General features: G+C 40.2%; 23 protein-coding genes. 8 read left to right on the forward strand and 15 right to left on the reverse strand.

Annotated elements, in window-relative coordinates; all coding sequences use genetic code 11:
* Nucleotides 1-154 precede the first annotated feature (154 nt).
* On the forward strand, nucleotides 155-379 hold the full coding sequence (locus tag REC12_RS11745) for a DUF1659 domain-containing protein (RefSeq protein WP_308894635.1): 225 nt from the start codon (nucleotides 155-157) through the stop codon (nucleotides 377-379).
* A 63-nt stretch (nucleotides 380-442) separates the two neighbouring features.
* The gene (locus REC12_RS11750; protein WP_308894636.1) at nucleotides 443-682 is read left to right on the forward strand and encodes a DUF2922 domain-containing protein; all 240 of its coding nucleotides are present in this window, start codon (nucleotides 443-445) and stop codon (nucleotides 680-682) included.
* A 398-nt stretch (nucleotides 683-1,080) separates the two neighbouring features.
* Here the strand turns inward: REC12_RS11750 and REC12_RS11755 are convergent, their stop codons facing one another.
* A complete protein-coding gene (locus REC12_RS11755) occupies nucleotides 1,081-1,899 on the reverse strand; it encodes a class I SAM-dependent methyltransferase (protein WP_308894637.1) in 819 nt (272 codons plus the stop codon).
* A gap of 274 nt (nucleotides 1,900-2,173) precedes the next feature.
* Between REC12_RS11755 and REC12_RS11760 the strand changes: the two genes are divergently transcribed.
* Nucleotides 2,174-2,812 (forward strand): SPFH domain-containing protein, encoded by a 639-nt coding sequence (locus REC12_RS11760; RefSeq protein ID WP_308894638.1) that lies wholly within the window; start codon nucleotides 2,174-2,176, stop codon nucleotides 2,810-2,812.
* A gap of 199 nt (nucleotides 2,813-3,011) precedes the next feature.
* Here the strand turns inward: REC12_RS11760 and fabF are convergent, their stop codons facing one another.
* Entirely contained in the window at nucleotides 3,012-4,259 is a 1,248-nt protein-coding gene (gene fabF, locus REC12_RS11765; RefSeq protein ID WP_308894748.1) for a beta-ketoacyl-ACP synthase II, read from the reverse strand.
* Between the two features lie 127 nt (nucleotides 4,260-4,386).
* Here fabF and REC12_RS11770 point away from each other — a divergent pair, with 127 nt between their 5' ends.
* Both REC12_RS11770 and REC12_RS11775 read left to right on the forward strand, forming a co-directional pair.
* Nucleotides 4,387-5,229, forward strand: a complete 843-nt coding sequence (locus REC12_RS11770; RefSeq protein ID WP_308894640.1) for a helix-turn-helix transcriptional regulator — start codon at nucleotides 4,387-4,389, stop codon at nucleotides 5,227-5,229.
* A gap of 107 nt (nucleotides 5,230-5,336) precedes the next feature.
* Nucleotides 5,337-5,516, forward strand: coding sequence for a winged helix-turn-helix transcriptional regulator (locus REC12_RS11775; protein WP_308894752.1), 180 nt, complete (start codon nucleotides 5,337-5,339; stop codon nucleotides 5,514-5,516).
* 242 nt (nucleotides 5,517-5,758) lie between these two features.
* On the opposite strand, the gene REC12_RS11780 is transcribed toward REC12_RS11775, so the two are convergent.
* Nucleotides 5,759-6,688: a ketopantoate reductase family protein gene (locus tag REC12_RS11780; protein WP_308894642.1), complete on the reverse strand. Its 930-nt coding sequence runs from the start codon at nucleotides 6,686-6,688 to the stop codon at nucleotides 5,759-5,761.
* A gap of 403 nt (nucleotides 6,689-7,091) precedes the next feature.
* Between REC12_RS11780 and REC12_RS11785 the strand changes: the two genes are divergently transcribed.
* From REC12_RS11785 to REC12_RS11795, 3 genes are all read left to right on the forward strand, one after another.
* A complete protein-coding gene (locus tag REC12_RS11785; protein WP_308894645.1) occupies nucleotides 7,092-7,472 on the forward strand; it encodes an RrF2 family transcriptional regulator in 381 nt (126 codons plus the stop codon).
* Nucleotides 7,473-7,504: 32 nt separating this feature from the next.
* Nucleotides 7,505-8,695, forward strand: a complete 1,191-nt coding sequence (locus REC12_RS11790) for an MFS transporter (RefSeq protein ID WP_308894652.1) — start codon at nucleotides 7,505-7,507, stop codon at nucleotides 8,693-8,695.
* Between the two features lie 440 nt (nucleotides 8,696-9,135).
* Nucleotides 9,136-9,495, forward strand: a complete 360-nt coding sequence (locus REC12_RS11795; protein ID WP_308894653.1) for a hypothetical protein — start codon at nucleotides 9,136-9,138, stop codon at nucleotides 9,493-9,495.
* A 284-nt stretch (nucleotides 9,496-9,779) separates the two neighbouring features.
* On the opposite strand, the gene REC12_RS11800 is transcribed toward REC12_RS11795, so the two are convergent.
* The 12 genes from REC12_RS11800 to REC12_RS11855 all read right to left on the reverse strand — a co-directional run bounded on the left by REC12_RS11800 (nucleotide 9,780) and on the right by REC12_RS11855 (nucleotide 19,274).
* A complete protein-coding gene (locus REC12_RS11800; RefSeq protein ID WP_308894655.1) occupies nucleotides 9,780-10,337 on the reverse strand; it encodes a hypothetical protein in 558 nt (185 codons plus the stop codon).
* A 46-nt stretch (nucleotides 10,338-10,383) separates the two neighbouring features.
* Nucleotides 10,384-10,695, reverse strand: coding sequence for a hypothetical protein (locus REC12_RS11805; RefSeq protein ID WP_308894656.1), 312 nt, complete (start codon nucleotides 10,693-10,695; stop codon nucleotides 10,384-10,386).
* Nucleotides 10,696-10,898: 203 nt separating this feature from the next.
* Nucleotides 10,899-11,681, reverse strand: coding sequence for a class I SAM-dependent DNA methyltransferase (locus REC12_RS11810; protein ID WP_308894658.1), 783 nt, complete (start codon nucleotides 11,679-11,681; stop codon nucleotides 10,899-10,901).
* Between the two features lie 426 nt (nucleotides 11,682-12,107).
* Nucleotides 12,108-12,623, reverse strand: a complete 516-nt coding sequence (locus REC12_RS11815) for a general stress protein (protein WP_308894660.1) — start codon at nucleotides 12,621-12,623, stop codon at nucleotides 12,108-12,110.
* A 43-nt stretch (nucleotides 12,624-12,666) separates the two neighbouring features.
* Nucleotides 12,667-13,089: a universal stress protein gene (locus tag REC12_RS11820; RefSeq protein ID WP_308894662.1), complete on the reverse strand. Its 423-nt coding sequence runs from the start codon at nucleotides 13,087-13,089 to the stop codon at nucleotides 12,667-12,669.
* Nucleotides 13,090-13,199: 110 nt separating this feature from the next.
* Nucleotides 13,200-13,580: a desulfoferrodoxin gene (locus REC12_RS11825; protein ID WP_308894663.1), complete on the reverse strand. Its 381-nt coding sequence runs from the start codon at nucleotides 13,578-13,580 to the stop codon at nucleotides 13,200-13,202.
* A 98-nt stretch (nucleotides 13,581-13,678) separates the two neighbouring features.
* Nucleotides 13,679-13,843 (reverse strand): flagellar basal body-associated FliL family protein, encoded by a 165-nt coding sequence (locus REC12_RS11830; RefSeq protein ID WP_308894665.1) that lies wholly within the window; start codon nucleotides 13,841-13,843, stop codon nucleotides 13,679-13,681.
* 223 nt (nucleotides 13,844-14,066) lie between these two features.
* Nucleotides 14,067-16,385, reverse strand: a complete 2,319-nt coding sequence (locus tag REC12_RS11835; RefSeq protein WP_308894667.1) for a response regulator — start codon at nucleotides 16,383-16,385, stop codon at nucleotides 14,067-14,069.
* A 19-nt stretch (nucleotides 16,386-16,404) separates the two neighbouring features.
* Nucleotides 16,405-16,926 (reverse strand): V4R domain-containing protein, encoded by a 522-nt coding sequence (locus tag REC12_RS11840; RefSeq protein WP_308894669.1) that lies wholly within the window; start codon nucleotides 16,924-16,926, stop codon nucleotides 16,405-16,407.
* A gap of 61 nt (nucleotides 16,927-16,987) precedes the next feature.
* On the reverse strand, nucleotides 16,988-17,692 hold the full coding sequence (locus tag REC12_RS11845) for a response regulator transcription factor (protein WP_308894670.1): 705 nt from the start codon (nucleotides 17,690-17,692) through the stop codon (nucleotides 16,988-16,990).
* Nucleotides 17,671-18,414, reverse strand: coding sequence for a sensor histidine kinase (locus REC12_RS11850; RefSeq protein WP_308894672.1), 744 nt, complete (start codon nucleotides 18,412-18,414; stop codon nucleotides 17,671-17,673). Before REC12_RS11850 ends, REC12_RS11845 begins: the two co-directional genes overlap by 22 nt.
* Nucleotides 18,415-18,755: 341 nt before the next feature.
* Nucleotides 18,756-19,274: a Fe-Mn family superoxide dismutase gene (locus REC12_RS11855; protein ID WP_308894674.1), complete on the reverse strand. Its 519-nt coding sequence runs from the start codon at nucleotides 19,272-19,274 to the stop codon at nucleotides 18,756-18,758.
* Between the last annotated feature and the right edge of the window lie 75 nt (nucleotides 19,275-19,349).

Genomic DNA, 19,349 nt, shown 5'->3' on the forward strand with positions numbered 1-19,349 from the left:
GCCTTCGAATGGGGGCCGGACCCGGTCAGGGCAGTTCCGCGGCGGGAAATGAGGTTAAAGCGGTAACAATCCGGACAAGCAGGACATAGAATAAATTGAACAGGTTGAGTTGTTAAGTTAATGAAGCTTAATACAGAGGAAAGGAGGGATGGGCATGGCAGTGAATGTCACTCCTTTAAGCTCGGCGGTGATTGTCAAATATCAGACCGGGACCACACCTGAAGGCAGCCCGGTCTTTAAGCAAAAAACACTGAATAACGTATTGGCTGACGCCCCGGAACAGGATATCCACGATGTGGCGATGGCTTTGTTCAGTCTGATCGGAAATAACGTGACAAACGTCTACCTGAGAAGAAACTACGAGTTGATCGAGGAGTAACCTCCCGGGATAAGGACTCATGAATTTATAATAGGGAAAATTTCGCGGAAAGGAGGCGGCGCCATGGCTATTACAACGACCAAGGTCATAAAACTTGTTTTTACCACTGCGGGCGACAAAACCTTCGCGCTCAGTATAACTGATCCGAAGGAAAACCTGAGTAAGGACGACATCGTGGCCGTAATGAACACGATTATTGAAAAGAACATCTTCCTTTCGTCAAGCGGCGCGTTAACGGGAATACAGGACATTCGGATAGTTAATACAACCACGAATGACCTGTTTGATCCGCCGCAGGCTTAAGCGCAGGGATAGGAAAGCGGTGGCCGGGCGGCCGCCGCATCTTATGTCCCAAAGACAAAGCACAAAACCTGAAGCCTGACGCCGGTCAATTTAAATACTCCTTTATTGGTATTGACCTGCAAAGTTCTCATTGAGCAAAAGGAAAACATTTTTCACATTGAATACACACTTCATTTCGTTGAGAACTTTATTTGGTCAAACCCGCATTCTTTCTTTTTGGTTTTGCCCCCAATTCAGGCAAAAACAGCATTACGACTCCCTAAATTCAACTCCTTATCTGAGAAGATGACATACATTGTTTAGGGAAATACCGTAATAAATAAAGAATTAGCAGTTTAAGATCAAGTCCAAGGCTCTTAAAGTACCAATGTGAAATAAGCTTATATCACCGGAACAATTTATTTTTTTGATACAATCATAAAATGTGGACTCATTCCCATAATTTCTTCTTCATTTTCTGTACGTCGTATAATATTTAACAATCGTTCTCTACTAGTATTGTCTTCCCACTTTTCATCTAAGTAAGGTGTAAACCAAATTACACCTTCAATAGCATATTTCTTAATTGTCTGGAAACCCATTGTTTCAAGCTCCTGTTGTAAACCTAACGGGGTATTAAAGTACGCTTGGGCAATAAAATTCGGAAATTCTTTTGGCCGCACATGAATTCCGGATGATAATTCTTCATTAATCATTTTATTAAAAATATCATCGTCCAAGAAGTTATTGCTTTTTCCGTATGTTGATAACGCCCAAGTTGTAGAGCTGAATTTTGATATGCCTACTGAAAATAAAAGACCCTCTTTTTTTAAAACTCGTTTAACTTCGTTCAAGACTTGCAATCTGTCATCTATATTTTGCAGATGATATAACGGTCCCATTAGCAAAATAATATCTGCACTTTCATCTGGTCTGGGAATATTTCTTGCATCACAAACCTCGGCAATAAAACTGTTATTTTCTGTTTGATTTTTGAGAGCATATTCAACAGCTGCTGGGGCCAGCTCTAAAAGATGAACTTCGTTATTCATCTCTGCAAGCCAAGACGAATAAACTCCAATTCCACCACCAATATCATAAATTCTTTGATTACTGGTTATATATTTCTTTAATATTTCTTTTGTCCTGTACAATTCAATTTTTCCAAGCCCTCTTTCTAATCTGCCTTCTTCAGCACCAGCGTTATAGAATTCAAATACTTCGTCTATCCTCTCCATATAACTCCCCCTAATAACTTAGTTATAATTTATTTCCTATTATCCTATTAACTACACATTATCCCAAGTTCGTCCAAACTTCCAGTTGGCAGAAAGAAGATTTGCCAAAAATCAGCCGTTGAGCAAAAGAATTATGCAAGGGTAAAATCAAACGGCATGTCCCAAATTCGAATGCGCATTCGAATTTGGGACATGCCTGCCTAAAAAGACCTACCGTTGGGTCCCTTCCTCCCGACGGTTACCTACAAAAACTTCAGCTTTTTAGCCTCAAATTATGGATTTCATCTGGTACCAGTTTACTCCTAGTCTCGCCCCTTACTCCATTTCTATTTTCTACAAATTCCGATACAAACTTCACAATGCTGCGTCCACGGGTACATGTACAAAAAATATATTTCCTCTACTGCTCTTTCTTCCTATTTCAAATTCTGAAATTTGGCGAGATGCACTAACTTGGGCAGCCCAAACAGCCCTACGGGATATTATAGGCAGGACTCAACTTGCTGAAATGCTAGCAGGAAGGGAGAATATTGATGAAGAATTGAGGAAAATCATTGACCTTCGTACGGAACCTTGGGGTGTATCTGTACAGTCGGTAGAGATTCGCGACGTAATTATCCCTAAAAATCTCCAGGATGCTATGTCCCGGGAAGCTCAGGCTGAACGGGAACGTAAGGCCAGGATTGTTTTAGGAACTGCGGAAACAGAGATAGCTACCAAGTTTGCTGAAGCTGCAAAAGCTTATGAGAATAACCCTGTAGCAATGCATCTAAGGGCTATGAACATGCTTTATGAGGGGTTGAAAGAAAAAGGAGCTTTGGTGGTAGTACCCAGTACCGCAGTTGAAACAATGGGCCTGGGTACAATTACTGGACTTGCGTCAATGGCAAAATATCCGGCTGAGAAAGGCTAAACGAAAGCTCTTATTATTAGCCAAAGCAGCTTAATCCCCCTTAACCGGGGGCTTTCTTTTCATTCAAATCGGAAATTCAACTTTTACAAATACGCAAAACACCTTATAATTCCGCCAATTTTTCGGATTGGTGTAAGAGTGCGCCTCCCTTCCCCCGGAACATACGTCCAAGGAAGCATAAAACACACTGTCACTCCCTCTAGTTCAGCCCGGTTGTATGCTGCTCATACTTTTTTAAAACAATCACTGCATTGTGACCGCCAAAGCCAAACGAATTTGATAGCCCTATCTTCATATTTTTTCTACGGGCCATGTTAGGTACATAATCTAAATCGCATTGCTCATCGGATTCTTCCTGGTTAATTGTGGGAGGTATAATTCCTTCTTGCAAACTTTTTATTAAGGCAACAGCCTCTGCTCCACCAGCAGCTCCCAACATATGACCGGTCATAGACTTATTCGCCGTTACGGGAATCTTATAGGCCTGGGTTCCGAAAACCCTCTTAATGGCCATTGTCTCGGATAAATCACCTGTCAATGTGCTTGTGGCATGAGCGCTTATAACATCCACTTGTTCACTGGAAATACCTGCATCTTGCAAAGCCTTATTCATCGCCAGAAATGCCCCATAGCCTTCAGGGTGTGAAGCCACCATGTTATAGGCATCCGAACTTAGACCGTAGCCGAGGACCTCGGCATAAATTCGTGCGCCTCTGGCCTGAGCGTGTGCTAAAGACTCAAGTATTAATATCCCCGCACCCTCGGACATGACAAATCCATCCCGCTTGGCATCAAAGGGGCGGCTGGCTTTAGTTGGCTCATCATTCCTCGAAGCCAGAGCCTTTGCATTCACAAAACTGGCTATGGCCAAATCAGTGATTGCGGCCTCAGCCCCACCGGCAGCTATGACATCTGCTTCACCATACCTGATTAGCCGAAACGCTTCACCAATTGCAGTGTTTCCGATTGCACAGGCAGAAACCGGTGACATTGTCGGCCCCAGTGCACCCCATTTAATACTGATCTGTGCTGTGGCGGCATTGGCAATCATTGCGGGCACCAAGGTTGGGCTTACTCTTCCCGGTCCCTTTGCGCGCAGAATATCTACATTGTCAATTAAAGTTTTAATTCCACCTATGCCCGACCCCACATAAACGCCGAGACGTTCCAAGTTAATTTGTTTTATTTCCAGCTTTGAATCTGACCATGCCTGATCGGCCGCAGCCATGGCAAATTGACAAAATCTGTCCATATGCCGTGCTTCTTTGCGGCCAAGTATTTCTTCCGGGTTAAAACCACGCACGATACCGGCGATTTTGGTTTTCATGTTGCTGACATCAAATACATCGATTGTTGAAATTCCCGACCTGCCTGCAATTAAACCTTGCCAAAATTCTTCCACAGTGTTCCCCAACGGTGAAACAATTCCCATTCCTGTGACAACCACGCGTTCCAATCCTGATCCCCCCTACTAAATAGGCTTTTCTATATTCTTACATATTGGTTATCCTATTACAAGTTATAGATTATCATAGTATAATTAACACCATGTACACGCTTAGGGGGATTCAATATTGAATGATAAAACAAGATTGGAAGCATTGTCTGCCTTTCTAAAAGCAAGGCGCGCCAAAATTCAACCAAATTCTGTCGGATTGCTAACGGGTGCTCGGAGAAGAACACCTGGACTTAGGAGAGAAGAAGTTGCTCAATTGGCTGGAATGAGCACCACTTGGTACACCTGGTTGGAACAAGGACGGGATATCCAGGTTTCTTCATCCGTGTTGGATTCTATTGCCAAAGCTTTACAGCTTAACAGTGATGAACGCAAGTATCTCTACGACCTTGCTTTTGAATCGAATACCAAAGTTTTTGAGCCTGAGGTCACGCAGTCTAAAATTCCTTCTCCCTTAGAAAGAATTCTGGCTGAACTTAAATATTGCCCAACCTTTATCACTGACCGGCATTTTCAAATTGTCGGTTGGAATCCTTTAGCAGCCCTTGTTTTTCTGGATTTTGAACAAATACCGACCGAGCAGCGCAACATGATTCGCTTAGTATTTTCAAGAAAAGAATTAAAAAGCTTAGCTGTTAATTGGAGACATTTTGTCAAAGGATTTCTAGCTATTTTTCGAGCTTACTATGGTCAATATGTCAATGATGAGTGGTATAATCAATTTCTTCAGGAAATGTCGGAGCTTTACCCGGACTTTCCGTCTTTATGGCAAGAAAGTCATGTTAGCATGGCACCGGAAGTAATCATCGAATTCAGACATGCTAAAGCGGGAAGAATGCTCTTCAACATGACTTCTCTGCAAGTGCAAGGTGCTATGGATTTGCGCTTTAATATATACACTCCAGTGGAGGACTCATCAACTGAGGTAAAGCTGAAACAATTAATAGATAAACAGAAGTAGGTTTCAAGCGCTTTCAATCCGAATTGCAAATTCGATTTTCCCTAATTTCTTCAGCGCCTCATTTTCAGTCATCTGTTTAAGCTTGTAAAAAAATTATTGCATTTTAAATATCTGTAAGATATGTTTACGCAGAAGTTCCCTCACGTGTTGAGTACGGCTTAAGTGAGATGGGTACAAGTTTGCTGACCGTCTTAAGAGAACTGAGAAAATGGGGACTTAAAACGGCTGCGCGACAGCTTCCGGTTAAATGTTTTCATTGTAAGCAATGTGAACCTTTTAATGATTAATCCCCTATAATTGCCCGACTGGGCTGCACTCTGTCATCTGCTCCCACTTGATTCGCTCAAGTTGGGAGCTTTTTTATATAATATCATTACTATAAAAACCTTCGCTTACTATATCCGTACTTCTGATGCCAAAGCGTTTTTGCGGCGTCATCCAAATCCAAGACTTCAAGAGCGTCTAAGTCCCTGGATAAGTGCGACTAAGATTCAGATGGAGTTAAAACTCCACCTGAATCAAGTCTTCTTTATTCACCCTCAGCTAAAAAGCCATTTTCAAAGGGCTTAAGTAATCCATAAAGGGCGCGAACTGTTGGCAGCTCCAGTCCATGTTTAATGCCAAGTCTAATTGCCGCACCTTGAAAACTTTCAACCTCTAAAGGTAAACCTTTACGAAAATCTTTGTGCATAGAAGAAGTAGAGCCTTTAGGGTAATTAGAAATAGCATTTAAATTTTGTGGCACAAAATCATCGCGCAGTATGGCACCGCATTCCCTAGACAGTGACCACATTTCCTGCAGTAAGTGAGAATAAACTTCCTTTGTCGCTTCGTTCTCTGCGACCTGGTCGATAGATAGCCGGCTTGCCGTTGTGATTGCGGAAAAAGCAGTAATGAAGGCATACTTGCTCCAAATATCATCCCATATGTTACCACTACACGTGATAGTTAAGAGAGAATTTTCTAGCGCTTGTTTCACCTCAAGGCAAAATTTGCTCTGTGATGGCTGAAGGGCTCCAAAAGTAATTTCATGAATTTTATCTGTGTGGTGAATTACCCCATCGGCATCAAGAGTTGAAAATATTTTGCATAATCCACCTAAAACCTTGTCTGAACCAAATTCTTTAGCTAAAAGTTCGTAGTGTTCAATTCCATTTAATAAGGGCAATAACTTGGCGCCTAGACTAACAAGCGGCCTAATTTGAGCAAACGTCCCCTCCAGATGATAATTCTTAGTACTTAGAATGATTAGGTCGCAAGTCTTTATTTCTTGGGGATTCTGGACTATATGTGGTGTGAGTGCCAGATCTCCATGGGGACTTTTGATTACTAAACCAGAATCGGCTAACTGCTTAGCTCTATTCTCACGCACCAGAAAAGTAAGGTTATGGCCGGCTTCCGCTAATCTTCCACCAAAATAACCTCCTACTGCTCCTGCGCCTATTACAGTAATATTCATTCTGTTTTTCACTCCTAATTCTATATTCTTAGCCTTAATTTACGCGGAGATCTGAGAAAACGGCCAAAATGACTGATCAGTTACTTCACAGTCGCTTTTTCGCTATTCGCGAATGCAGATTCGGAGATCTCATTTCCGAGGCCTGGCAGTTCAGGAATACTGTGCTCACACTACTCATTACTTAAAGCGATATTGCAACTGTCGATTTTAATATTTTCTTTGAATTTTTATTTACTTTTACCTTATTATACGGATTATAAACCTGCAATAACGCACTTTTAGGTATCATCACTGATATAAAGGTAACTGAAAGAACTCACCTTCAATTTATATTTATTAATTTGACACGCAATCTATTTATGGATATTATAGGTTCACAAAGTCTATGATAGGAGACAGTATTATGAAATATTCCAAAGCAACTGATTATGCCCTGCACACAGTCTTATATTTAGCGAGAAACCCTGCGGAAAAAAATATGGGCGTTAAAGAATTAGCGGAACAGCAAAATATTTCACCAACTTATTTATCAAAGATCCTCAACAAGTTGGTCAAAGAAGGTATGATTTATTCTTCATCCGGCGTTAATGGCGGATATGCGCTTAGCCCCCATTGGGAAAACATCTCTTTCCTGGATATCATTCACGCTATTGAAGGTAAATCCTCCTTGTTCGACTGTTGCTTAAACTCGAACCCCGAATGTTCAATCAAAAAGGTCATGCTGGCGGCGGAGCAAAAGCTTGAAGAAGAATTAAGAAATAAAAAAATTGCAGATTTAGTTTAGAACCGGCAAAAAGGCGAGAGGGGTAATTACTTGTGGCGATTACGATAAAACAACCCATTCAATATAGCAAGATAGGGGTCTTATCTTTGGCCCACATGCTCAATGATTTGTACAGTAACTTTCTCCCCCAGATGCTTCCCTTTCTTATCCTTATCAATCCTAGCTTTACAGCGACTCAGGCAGCGATCCTCGTCTCTTCTTTTACCATCACTTCTTCCATAATTCAACCCTTAATCGGCTATTATCTGGATCGTCAGGGCAAACGCTGGTTTGTTTATATAGGAACCCTCTGGATGGCAATTATGCTGAGCTTAACAGGCGTTGTCCACGGCAACTATCTATTGTTGGTGACTTTAGCGGCATTAGCCGGACTTGGCACTGCCGCTTTCCATCCCCAAGCCTCCACTATGGTCAATATTTTAAGTGGAAGCTACAAAGCGGTACTGCTTTCAACCTTCATCGCCTTTGGCAATTTTGGTTTTGCTTTAGGGCCGCTGCTCTTAGTTCCACTGTTCCAGACCTACGGTTTACAAGCTACGTTAGTCACGGTAATCCCGGGCATGCTCGTCTCATTATTGCTTCTCTTTTTTGCACCGCGGATCAACTTATCTTCCGACAACTCTTCGGACCTAGCCTCAGTGGTGGCATCCGTCAAATTTGCTGCCAAAGAGCTCTCCGCTATTGTCAGTGTAATTGCCGTCCGCTCATTAGCCTATACAGGTCTGCTGACTATGCTTCCCTTATATTTTCAAGCCCGGAACTTATCTAATATTGCAGCCAGCCACTTGGTGACAATCATGCTGGCTACCGGGGCTATCGGGGGAATCACCGGCGGCTTTATCTCCGATATGTTTGGCCGTAAACGTCTAATTGTCGGTTCCCTAGTTCTGGCAACTCCTTTATTCTTTGCCTTTCTCTTGACACACGGCCTATTAAGCACTGTCTTTCTTGCTTTAGCGGGTGCGGCTTTGCTTTCCAGTTTTTCCGTTACAGTTGTAGCGGCTCAAGAGGTTATCCCGAATAACAAAGCTATGGCAGCAGGCCTAACTCTGGGCTTTGCCAACGGTATCGGCGGTTTAGCCGTCGTGCTGATTGGCCGTGTAGCCGATTTCTGGGGACTTTATGCCGCAGTATCGGTACTCTTTACCCTCCCGCTTATTGCCGGTTTGCTGGCTCTTTTTATGAAAGACCGTCCGGCGGCACGAGCACAAAGGGTAGCTTAGCTTAAGCAAAAACACGCAAGTTGTCAAGGGCATCCAGAAAGCGTTCCTTCGGGAACGGCGGCATCACCCTTCCCCTGGCAGGGCTTATCATCCGTTCCGCATATCTGTCCGACGATATGAAAAACCGACATCTTCCCAATCCGGATTTTTCTTTTCCATGTTCATTTCCTCCGATTTAGCTTGACTGTTCCGTATGGGTAGCGGAACGATAAAAGGTAGCCTCTAATTCCATTTTTAACTATAAAAAAGCGGTCATTGCTACGAGCTATAGATCCGTATGGCAATGACCCCATTTTTCTTACTTCATTTTTGCCACGGTCCCACAGTGTTATCAGATTCTCTGGAGGTAATAATTTAAGCACCCGACAATCTTAGACAAGATAATGTCTTACCTCTGTGCTATACTTAAAACTATAAAAAATATAAAGGTGCTATAAATTATGGATAATGAAAAATTTCAAGAATTAGTCTTAAACTATTTAAAGAATAACGATAAATTCCAAGAGTCCGTCTTGAATAGTTTGGAGGATAATGCCAAACATTTGGAGGATAATGCTAGACTTTTAGAAGATAATACTAGACGTTTGGAAGATAATGCTAGACGTTTAGAAGATAATACTAGACATTTAGAAAAAATTAACCTAAAGCTTAAGGAACACGACGAACGTTTTGATCGACTGGAAGCCCTGAGTAAACAACATCACGAAGAACTCGAAAAGGTCGCTGCTCAAGTAGAAAAATTGATCCTAAATGAAGACGAAATAACAGATTTCCTAATTAAAAGACGCAAGAGGATGTAGGCTATGCCTACATCCTCTATCTATAAGGAATCTAATTCGGATAACTTTCATCGCTCAGAATCACTTGAGATGTACCTCGCTGTCTCGTGTTGTCTCAATCAGCAAAGTTAATACCCTTTCTTTTTTTAGGCTTACCGCTAGAAAACAAAGGCAAAAAAGAGAGAGTATAATCCCCAAACAACCCCAGTAAACAGGGTAACGTGTTACTGGGGTAATATTTTGTTCCACATCTTTCCCCTGATATTTTGCTTCTATCATTTTATATTCCTTAAACTAGATTCTTCTCAGAATCTATTAATACTGAGAGATTCTTGGGATTTTTTCATTAGTGCCATCATTAAAAGCAAAACAGCTATAGAAAATATAAACATTGGTATGAACCCTATTGCTAGTAGAAATGGAGCGGCTAAACCTATGGTAAACCAGATAATGAATACTACTTTGTAAAAAAAGTAATATTTCCACCTATGGTGTGCCAACTCTTGAAGATCATCATTGGATTGGTCTTTTGCCAGATCAATAATTCCCAGACACAGGTGATATACGAGAAGCAAATCTAATACCGTAGTAATGATTCCGAGAGCAACCGCTCCAAGTGATAAAAAATCAAAATTTACACGCCCTACCGAGTTCTGAACTTGGTATAAGCTAAATAACGATAGAACTGCTAGAGGTATTGAGTATTTTTTAGCATTACCAAACTGAGAACTGTATAAAGATAAATTCCCCAACCCATAATACATAAATATGTATCCTATAAAATTAGGTAAAATATCCCAGACCTGAATTCTGAAGTCAAACATAAAGAGAAAACCCCAAAAAATAGAACTAAAACCGCTCACTGTCCCAACTCCTTTCTTAAGTATCAATATTGTTTAAAGCCCATCATTATTGGCTTAAAACTGTAAATCCTAACCATCCTATTATGCCAACATATGGCAGTGTTAGAATCCACGCTAATCTGTTTTTACCAGATTTAATTGCTAATGCTGATCCAATAAAAAATAGAGGAAGACCATACATAATATATCTAAACTTTGGAGTCGAACCCAAATACCAAGATATTGGTATTGCAAAAGCCGTTCCTAAAATTATTAGGCGAATCCTCTTTGTATATATTCCGATACTTACAAGAGCGATAGCCGTAATAATACCAGGCCAGCCAATAAGAACTACTGCCAATACATGAAGCAATGCCATATCCATCCCCCCTTGTTAACAATAACTACTTGAGCCACCATAGGATATAATTCCTACTGAGAACCCCCATTGTGTCTTTATTGACCAATAATTCAAACTCCGATATGCCATTTTACATAACGCTTATGAATTTGCGCCGAACCATACCACTTTCAGATAGCCAAGTGGCGCCAAATTTTAGGTTATCTGACGTAGACCCCGCCTCAAATTTTTCTTCCAGTAATTATCGGCTGATAATATCCTGTCTCTTCGGGTAGATACCAAAGCATATCGGTAAATCCAGTTTCCGATAACAAGCGACTCAGCTCACACCGCAAAATTGCCCTGTACGTAGTTAAACGGCTGCTAGTCCTCCATTCGTCCCCATATTTCTTTACAATAAAATGCTCTAAAGTATAGATGTTATTGTTATTGTTATTGTCCTTCTCCCAGTCCCATACTTGAAATACAAGCCGTTTTCCCTTGTGGTCATCATAAGCCACCGGAATTGTCGCACGAGGTTTTTCCTTCAATAATTGATCATAATCTCGTATACTTGCTAAAAACAAGCCGCCTGATTCTAACTTATCCCATATATTTCTTAATGCTTTATTCAGATCGTCGTCATTCAATAAATGCGGCAATGAGTTATCACAAGAAATTAGCACATTAAATTTTCCTGAAACTTCTTTGAGTAAACGAAAATCTGCAACACCAAACGTAAGATTCGCGCCTAATCTATAAGCTTCCTTTTTAGCCCGAGAAATAGCACTCGGGCTTAAATCCGTAGCATGAACATCATAACCCAACAGCGCTAATCCAATTGCTTGGGTTCCAATACCGCATGAACAATCTAATAGCTTTAGTTCTCGGAATGGTTGATTAAAATAATTTCTAATAAGCTTGTTTAAGATATTACTTTGGCGTCTAATTGAAGCATCCCAATCTTCAAAAATAAGGTCATAATCACCTGATAAATCATCATAAAATTTCCTTACAGAATCCATTATGCAAAACTCCCCAGAGAAAAATTTACAAAAATAAAAGGCCGATATTTGTCAGCCTCATGTTGCTAATTAATACTATTATTCCGAAGCATCAAACAGTTTGATTTTCGTCCGCAAAATAAACCTACACTTTATAATTGTTAGTTGGTACTACCTGCTTCTAATTATACCTCAAATATCCCTTTATTGAAAAGAATGCCAACTATTATTACTAAATTGGCCTTAGTTCTCCTGTCCCCATGCAAGAGTCGCTTCCGGCTGTTGACCAAACTTTGCCGGGCAGGTTAATTCCCCTTACAAAGTAAAATAAGAAGGAGCAGACAATCTGCCCCTTATCCATCTGGTGTTATAAAAGCCCATCAAGCCCACTGCTATAATCGCAATAATTGAGTCATAATATCGGAATTAAATTCTCTTGTCGTGACCTTACTCCTTATGCAGCGTGGCCTCATCGCAATTAGCTGACTCTAGAATCTTTTTCGCGTTTTCTAATTCCTCAATAGTCCCATGTAAAATCACCAGAAACTTATCAGCCTTAAGTGAACTTTCGTATTTTAGGATGCTGTCTTTGGGAATTCCCAAGCTGTATAACGCTGCCCCAAAAGCGCTTAGTCCACCCGCAAAAACAGCACCTTCGAGTGCACCAATGATCCAGGTTACTAGGGGACCGCCAACAACTAGGGGACCGATCCCGGGAACAAAAAAGAACGCTGACCCAAAAAGAAATCCCCATAATCCGCCCCAGAATGCCCCTAGCCTTCCCCAGTATTTTACACGATCACCGGTATTATAATATCCTACTACATGCTCATCCGTATGATAGTCCTTGCCAATTACAGATAATTTCTTCATGTCAAATCCTGCTTGCTGAAGTTCCTTAATAGCGCCCTCAGCCTCCTGGTGACTGTTAAAAACAGAAACAACCGAATTCCCTTTTGACATAAGCTCACAACCTTTCTTTTTTAGGCTCTCCTATATACCACATTTATTTAGCGATTAGTACTGAACATTTTGACTTATGGATGACATATTGACTTACACTGCCTAGTAAAGTTCCTGTGATCGCCCCGTATCCATGACTCCCCATAACGATCAGGTCAATGTTTTCAGATTCAGCTTCTTGGACAATAACTTCCCCAGGTTTTCTTCCTACCATTTTTTTCTGAATCAAAGTGACTCCACTTGTATCAATTCCTTCAAGTGTGTTGTCAAAAATAATTTTACTTTCCTTTTCTAAATTTTCCGGTGATATTAAATACGCAAATACACTTGATTCATATGCTATTGGCATCTCCATAACAAATAGAAGCTCAATTTCAGCATTAAAAATCCGGGCAAGCTCTAAAGCGCTTATTAATGCTTTACGGGAATACTCTGAAGCATCTGTTGCTACCAATATTTTTTTCACTTAAATCCCTCCCTTGTAAGACCTTTAACACTTTCAACGTAATAATTAATTTCATGTTGAGTATAGTAATCCCTTATCAACTTATGACGTTGCCTACGGGTATTGAAAGATTACTGGTCCTTCCAGAGACCGTGAACTGTACAATATTCTCTGACCTCAACCACATCATCCGCATTGACCAGAAAGAAGCTTTCCGGATCTTGACCTGGTACTAATTCAGCTCTAAGTACTTGATCTTTTGTCAATACTTCGATAAACCTAATATAATGCTTCTCCTCCATAGGATGAGGTGCACTGCCTACTTTAACTTTTATTCCATCCTTGACTGCCTCAATAATAGGAACATGTTTCTCTACACTAGCGTCTTTACTTCCCGCTACAAGTTTTTCCATGGGTTTACCACAGCAGACCAAAGATGTGGCGCCATTGTTAACAACTTCAACTACATTTCCGCAAATAGCACAATGATAAAGTTCCCTTAGATTTGTCATTTGATAGGCCTCCTCTTTTTCTTTTGATCTGATTATTAACGTCCAACTTAATTGCCTTCTTTAGAAGTTACCGTATTAGCCGCAGGTTTTTTCCTTCGTCACTGAATCTGATCGGAAGATTGCACAACATAATTTACGGCAGGAGTAGCAGAAGTCACATTTTGAGACACTGGTTTCGATACTGATTTTGGTAAAAAACCTATTCCTATGAGTAATAATGCCGATAAGGCAATAAAAATTATTATTTCCTTTGCGTCCTTCATGATTACCCCCTCCGCTAATTATTAAATTTCTTAGGTATTTCCTTTACCGAGTGCCGTATTTGTTCTCGTTTATCTTAAGTAAATGATAATAAAAAAAAATGCCATTCTCATGACATTTTAATAATATTTAAATAATATTCTTTATAAGTTAAATAACTGGAAACCAGGTTTTGCGTAGGATTATCCATTGATATAATATTTCATCTCCAAAGGTCAAGAGCAACTAATGAAAGAGTTTTTGCACTTCTTTATAGATTCTTAGACATTCTTCTTTTTCTCGCTTTTTAACTGCTTCCTCAAGCTCCACGACCAAGTTATAAATTGGAGTTATACATAGATTTCCAGCTGTTCCTTTTTGCTTATGAGCCAAAATTCTCAAGTTTTCCAGATCATCATTGGCAAGATAATTTTCAACTTCCTGCAATATCTGTGAGAGTTTTTGAGCATAATCTGCAAATATTTCTTCAGCATCATCTCTGGAAATACCGGTGCGCTCGATAAATCCTTCAATATAATTGGCGATAAAGTTAAAGTGTTCTGAACTGACCCTACCTCTCTCTGTATAGGATTCTATTATTTGAAACATGTCATCAAAATTAATAGGCTTGCCAATATAATCATCCATACCGGCCTGAATACACTTTTCTCTATCACCTTCCATAACATTAGCTGTCATAGCAATAATGGTAGTATGTTTACTGCTGCCCTCCATCTCTCTTATTTTTGCTGTACACTTATATCCATCCATAACCGGCATCTGACAATCCATGAGAACAACATCATAGTCTTTTTTCTCTACAGCTTGATAAGCTTCCAGGCCATTGATCACTACATCACAGGCAATGCCCCTCGTCTTAAACATTGCTATGACAATTTTACGATTTATTTCGTTGTCCTCAACTAAAAGTATTTTAGGTTTCCTCTTATCAAGACTTTCTTGAACAACATATTTGGTAACAATCGGTTCAGTATTTTCCTCGCTTTTTAAACCTAAAACGATAGCAATACAATTATGCAGGTCATCTCTTTTAATCGGCTTGATAAGATATCCCGCGAAGCCCAGCTGCTCCGCCTCTTTGGCACCCCCTCTTTGAGCTGCCGAAGTAAGCAGTATTAATTTAATATCCTTGGCAAAAGGAATGGCTTTCAAAGAAGCTGCCAGTTCAAAGCCGCTCATACCAGGCATTTGGTAATCTATAAGCGCAATATCAATTTTATCTCTAGTATTCACTTTGGAAATGATGGCAGTGATTGCTTCGCCGGGATCTTTAGCTTCAAATACTTTGCAGCCCATACCCCCTAGATAAGATACGGCAATTTTTCTATTACTGGGATTATCGTCGACGATAAGGATATTGACTCCCGCCAGCTCTTTAAAGACATAGCTATGGTCTGGGGCTCTTTTAGCAATCTGCAAACGGGCGTCAAATTTGAAAGTAGAACCTTCTCCAAGTGTGCTTTCAAATTCAATTTCCCCGCCCATGAGGGCTACTAACTCTTTAGAAATTGCCAGCCCCAGTCCCGTACCTCCATATTTTCTTGTCGTTGAGGAATCAACCTGGTTAAAAGAATGGAACAATTTTTGAAAATTTTCCTGACTAATTCCGATTCCAGTATCCTTAATCACAAAGTTAAGTAAAGCAATTTCGTCCTCTTCCTCTAGACAATCAACGGTAACAGAAATCTCACCTTTTTCGGTAAACTTCACTGCGTTACCAATCAGATTATTTAAGACCTGTCTTAAGCGTTGAGCATCACCAATAACCTCTTCCGGAACGTTGGCATTTATCATAGAATAAAGTTCTATATTTTTCTCAAAAGCTTTATGCACATGGAGAGAAACAGCATCTTCAATAGCTGTCCTGGTTTTAAAGCGAGATTCTTCCATCGCAAGCCTGCCGGCTTCGATTTTGGAAAAATCCAAGATATCATTAATAACATATAATAATACCGCTGAAGCAGATTTCGCCTCACGTATATACTCTTTTTGTTCTGCAGACGGGTTGGACATATTCAGCAACTCCAGAAAACCCATGATGCCGTTCATTGGTGTTCTAATTTCATGGGACATATTCGCCAGAAACAGACCCTTGGAAATGTTTGCCGCTTCGGCTGCTTCTTTGGCCTTGATTAATTCCACTTCACGTTTTTCTTTCTCTTTGTTTTGCTTGGAGAGCTCATTTATGGTCATTGCCAGGCGTTCTGTCATACTGTTAAATGACTCGGAAAACTCCCCCAAAAAAGCAACACGTTGGGAAAAATCTCCCGCAGAAATTGCTTTTGTTTGCCACACTAAGTGACGCAAAGATGCTTGCCAACTCTTTATGGCACCGGGAAAATATCCTTTTGACTTAATAGGATATGTCAGTTCTCCCTTACCAAGAGCTATAAAAACATTGCGAATCTCCAGTAAAGAGGCATATATTTCTCCAAAATCTTCGATGTTCACAATCTCTTCCGGAGGTACTGATGGAACTTCTTTATCTTCAATGAGGCTCTTTAAACATTTTATGAGTAGATTAATTTCTTTCAAGTTATCCATCTAAAGTGCCACCTATACTCTATTTTATCGCCTTTGCCCTAAAACGACACGTTCTATCGCCAGTACACCAACAATCTACTTCCTTGACCTGGAATGGCGCTCCCAAATAGCATTCAAGCAGTGAGGAGATAAAGCCCTCATCGTATGTGCAAATCTCAAAATCCATTTCCGGCAAACCAGAACAATCTAGGTCTTCGGAAACTGTCCAAACCAGCTCTCCATTTTCCAGATCTGTTTTTTCAACGCGCAAAATCCCTATGCCCAGTTCCAGTAAAGCCACTTGTAATTGTCGGATAAATTCATTAAAATCTTTTGTCGGAGTGAGCATATGCTTATAGAATTCCTTACCGGCCAGTTTACCGGCTTGATAAAATACTTCGTCGGTTTTTTCCGTACCTAGATATTGTTCCATAACATCCCGACAAGAAAACTGCATGAGACGATAGGCCTCTACTCTTGCCGTATTACCCAAATTAGGACGACCATCCGCGATATCGCCCATATGATTCCACGAAAAAGTATATTTTCGGCCTTGCTCCATATATATGCTCTCCTTTCGTTCTTACATACAAAAACGCTATGGCGAACCTCTGGCTTATTCGTTAAAGTGGTTTCACTCCCAGTTTATATCCCACCCCATGTATTGTTTTAATATAATATTGATCAGAAACATCCGGCTCAATCTTTTCTCGCAGACGTTTTACCAGTGAGGTTACAACTGAAGTACTTCCGTAATAGTCTATATCCCATATTTGATCAAGGAGCTGTTCTCTTGTAAAGACCTGATCCGGGCGGTTAGCCAGAAGCCAAAGCAGAGCATATTCTTTAGGTGTCAGATCAACAACCCTGCCTTTAACCTCTGTAATTCTGCTGATATTATTAATTGTCAGGCCCGGAAGCTCAACAATATTCCGCTCCTTTTCCGGCTTACCGTGTTCTTTAGCTCTGCGCAATACTGCTTTGATGCGTAACACAAGTTCCGTGCTGTCAAACGGCTTGGTTATGTAGTCATCACAGCCCAGGATTAGTCCTGAAATCTTATCCTCATTATTTTCCCTTGCAGTTAGAATGATGATAGGCAGATTACTTTCTTTCCGTATGTTGCGGCAAACTTCAAAACCATCCATCCCAGGCATCATTATATCAAGCAACAGTAGATCCGGCTTAGAAAGCCGGCACTCATTGATTACTTCAGTCCCTCTTTCCACAACTTTTACATTAAAACCCTCTCTAGTCAGCAAGATACTTAAGAATTTCCTGATACTATCATCATCTTCCGCCACTACTATTGTTTCGATGGTAAACAACCTCCTTTTCCCTGGATACCAAAAACTGCAGTAAAATAAAATTTACTCCCAATCCCCTCCGTACTTTCGACATATATTTTACCTTTCATCAATTCAACGAGTTTTTGGGAAATTGCCAGCCCCGCGCCTTCAGATTCCAACCTATGGATACTTTCATCCGGACTGAAACTCTTTACGAGTCTGACAAGCTTTTCCTCAGGCACTCCTGCACCAGTATCTGTCACTATGAATTTTAACTGCATACTAATGTCATCTTGCTCCCCAATAACAACTTGTATTGTTACTTCACCGTTGTCAGTGAAGTTTACACTATTGCTTATTAAGTTTGAAAGTACCTGTTTAAGTCTTGTTGCATCGCCAATCAGCTTTTCAGGAATACTCTTATCCAGGCTGTTTAGTCTTAGCTGAATATTTTTTTGTTGGGCCGCAAGGGTAAATATACCAACTACTTCATTAATTGTTTCACGCATGTCAAATGGAACTTGCTCTATATTGACTTTGCCCACCAGGATTTTGGAATAATCCAGAACATCATTTAACACTTTCAAGAGTAATTTTGTTGATGACTTGATGATTGTCAGATAATCCAGCTGTTCTTCTGTTAGCTCAGTCATAAGTGTTAAATCTGTCATACCGATGATTCTGGTCATATAGGTCCGAATTTCATGGCTCTTATGATCAATAAGATGGCTTTTTAGCTTATCGCTTTCCACTTCTTCCACTGCTTAATAGCCTCCTTTGTGTATTTTTGATTATGATTACATTTAGCCGGATGTCACTTACAAAGGAATTCGATTATCTTAGAGACATAAATCGACTTTATGAAAATACTGGTGATCATATCTGCATACGATTGAATTGAATTTGATATATTAATTTATTATTCTACATTTTAACCTCTGTTTCCTTCTCTGATAGATACCGAAAAAGCTATAGAAGGTCAGACCATCCAACAGACGGCCCGACCTTCTATAGCTTTATTTACCCATGACTAATTCTATATATCTTTTACCATTTATAATTTTAGCTTCTCACAGCGCTATTAACATACACCTTTAAAACCTTAAAGTCCCCCCACCGCATTTAGATCCATGTAATTTTCAACATTTTCTTCAAAGAGATTAAGAACATCCCGCCAATTAACAAAATTCCACCATGCTTCAATCCAGCTTGCCCGCTTGTCCTGATAATTGAGATTCGTTACCGGATTCCAAGCATCAAAGACTAAAAGTGGAATAACTCCCCACTGGGTAAGATCCTGATGTTTTTCCGCCTGGATAATTTCTAATTCTTTAAAACATGGACTCCAAACTAATAATGTCCAACTGGATTCCTCAATAGACGCGGCGGTATCAGTAAACGTTTTTTTGAAATTAGCAAAAGAGCCAAAATCATTAGTAATTTGCTCCGCTAATATTCCCTGTACCGGCCCACTGCCGCCAGAACATAACTCCTGCCATAAAATGCTGTGCAGTTGGGACTTTCTGCTATGTAAACCTTGGTAAGGTTTTAATTTAGCCTTGTTGTAATAATGTTCTGATAGATTATAAGGATACAGCCATTCGGGTAATCGACCTGTCATTTTGATCTCCTCCTAGTTATTAATAAATCTTAAACCAAATGTCTTCCTTAAATAGAATCTTAAATGAAAGGAATG

The organism is Candidatus Desulfosporosinus nitrosoreducens, assembly GCF_030954495.1.
GTDB classification, from domain to species: domain Bacteria; phylum Bacillota; class Desulfitobacteriia; order Desulfitobacteriales; family Desulfitobacteriaceae; genus Desulfosporosinus; species Desulfosporosinus nitrosoreducens.

What these genes read in the sequence shown, in the direction of transcription:
- REC12_RS11755 (WP_308894637.1), bottom strand. Translation starts at nt 1,899, where the DNA reads ATGGAGAGGATAGACGAAGTATTTGAATTCTATAACGCTGGTGCTGAA.
- REC12_RS11835 (WP_308894667.1), bottom strand. Translation starts at nt 16,385, where the DNA reads ATGGATAACTTGAAAGAAATTAATCTACTCATAAAATGTTTAAAGAGC.
- REC12_RS11825 (WP_308894663.1), bottom strand. Translation starts at nt 13,580, where the DNA reads ATGACAAATCTAAGGGAACTTTATCATTGTGCTATTTGCGGAAATGTA.
- REC12_RS11745 (WP_308894635.1), top strand. Translation starts at nt 155, where the DNA reads ATGGCAGTGAATGTCACTCCTTTAAGCTCGGCGGTGATTGTCAAATAT.
- REC12_RS11795 (WP_308894653.1), top strand. Translation starts at nt 9,136, where the DNA reads ATGGATAATGAAAAATTTCAAGAATTAGTCTTAAACTATTTAAAGAAT.
- REC12_RS11750 (WP_308894636.1), top strand. Translation starts at nt 443, where the DNA reads ATGGCTATTACAACGACCAAGGTCATAAAACTTGTTTTTACCACTGCG.
- REC12_RS11805 (WP_308894656.1), bottom strand. Translation starts at nt 10,695, where the DNA reads ATGGCATTGCTTCATGTATTGGCAGTAGTTCTTATTGGCTGGCCTGGT.
- REC12_RS11785 (WP_308894645.1), top strand. Translation starts at nt 7,092, where the DNA reads ATGAAATATTCCAAAGCAACTGATTATGCCCTGCACACAGTCTTATAT.
- REC12_RS11810 (WP_308894658.1), bottom strand. Translation starts at nt 11,681, where the DNA reads ATGGATTCTGTAAGGAAATTTTATGATGATTTATCAGGTGATTATGAC.
- REC12_RS11780 (WP_308894642.1), bottom strand. Translation starts at nt 6,688, where the DNA reads ATGAATATTACTGTAATAGGCGCAGGAGCAGTAGGAGGTTATTTTGGT.
- REC12_RS11830 (WP_308894665.1), bottom strand. Translation starts at nt 13,843, where the DNA reads ATGAAGGACGCAAAGGAAATAATAATTTTTATTGCCTTATCGGCATTA.
- REC12_RS11840 (WP_308894669.1), bottom strand. Translation starts at nt 16,926, where the DNA reads ATGGAGCAAGGCCGAAAATATACTTTTTCGTGGAATCATATGGGCGAT.
- REC12_RS11855 (WP_308894674.1), bottom strand. Translation starts at nt 19,274, where the DNA reads ATGACAGGTCGATTACCCGAATGGCTGTATCCTTATAATCTATCAGAA.
- REC12_RS11760 (WP_308894638.1), top strand. Translation starts at nt 2,174, where the DNA reads ATGGATTTCATCTGGTACCAGTTTACTCCTAGTCTCGCCCCTTACTCC.
- REC12_RS11815 (WP_308894660.1), bottom strand. Translation starts at nt 12,623, where the DNA reads ATGTCAAAAGGGAATTCGGTTGTTTCTGTTTTTAACAGTCACCAGGAG.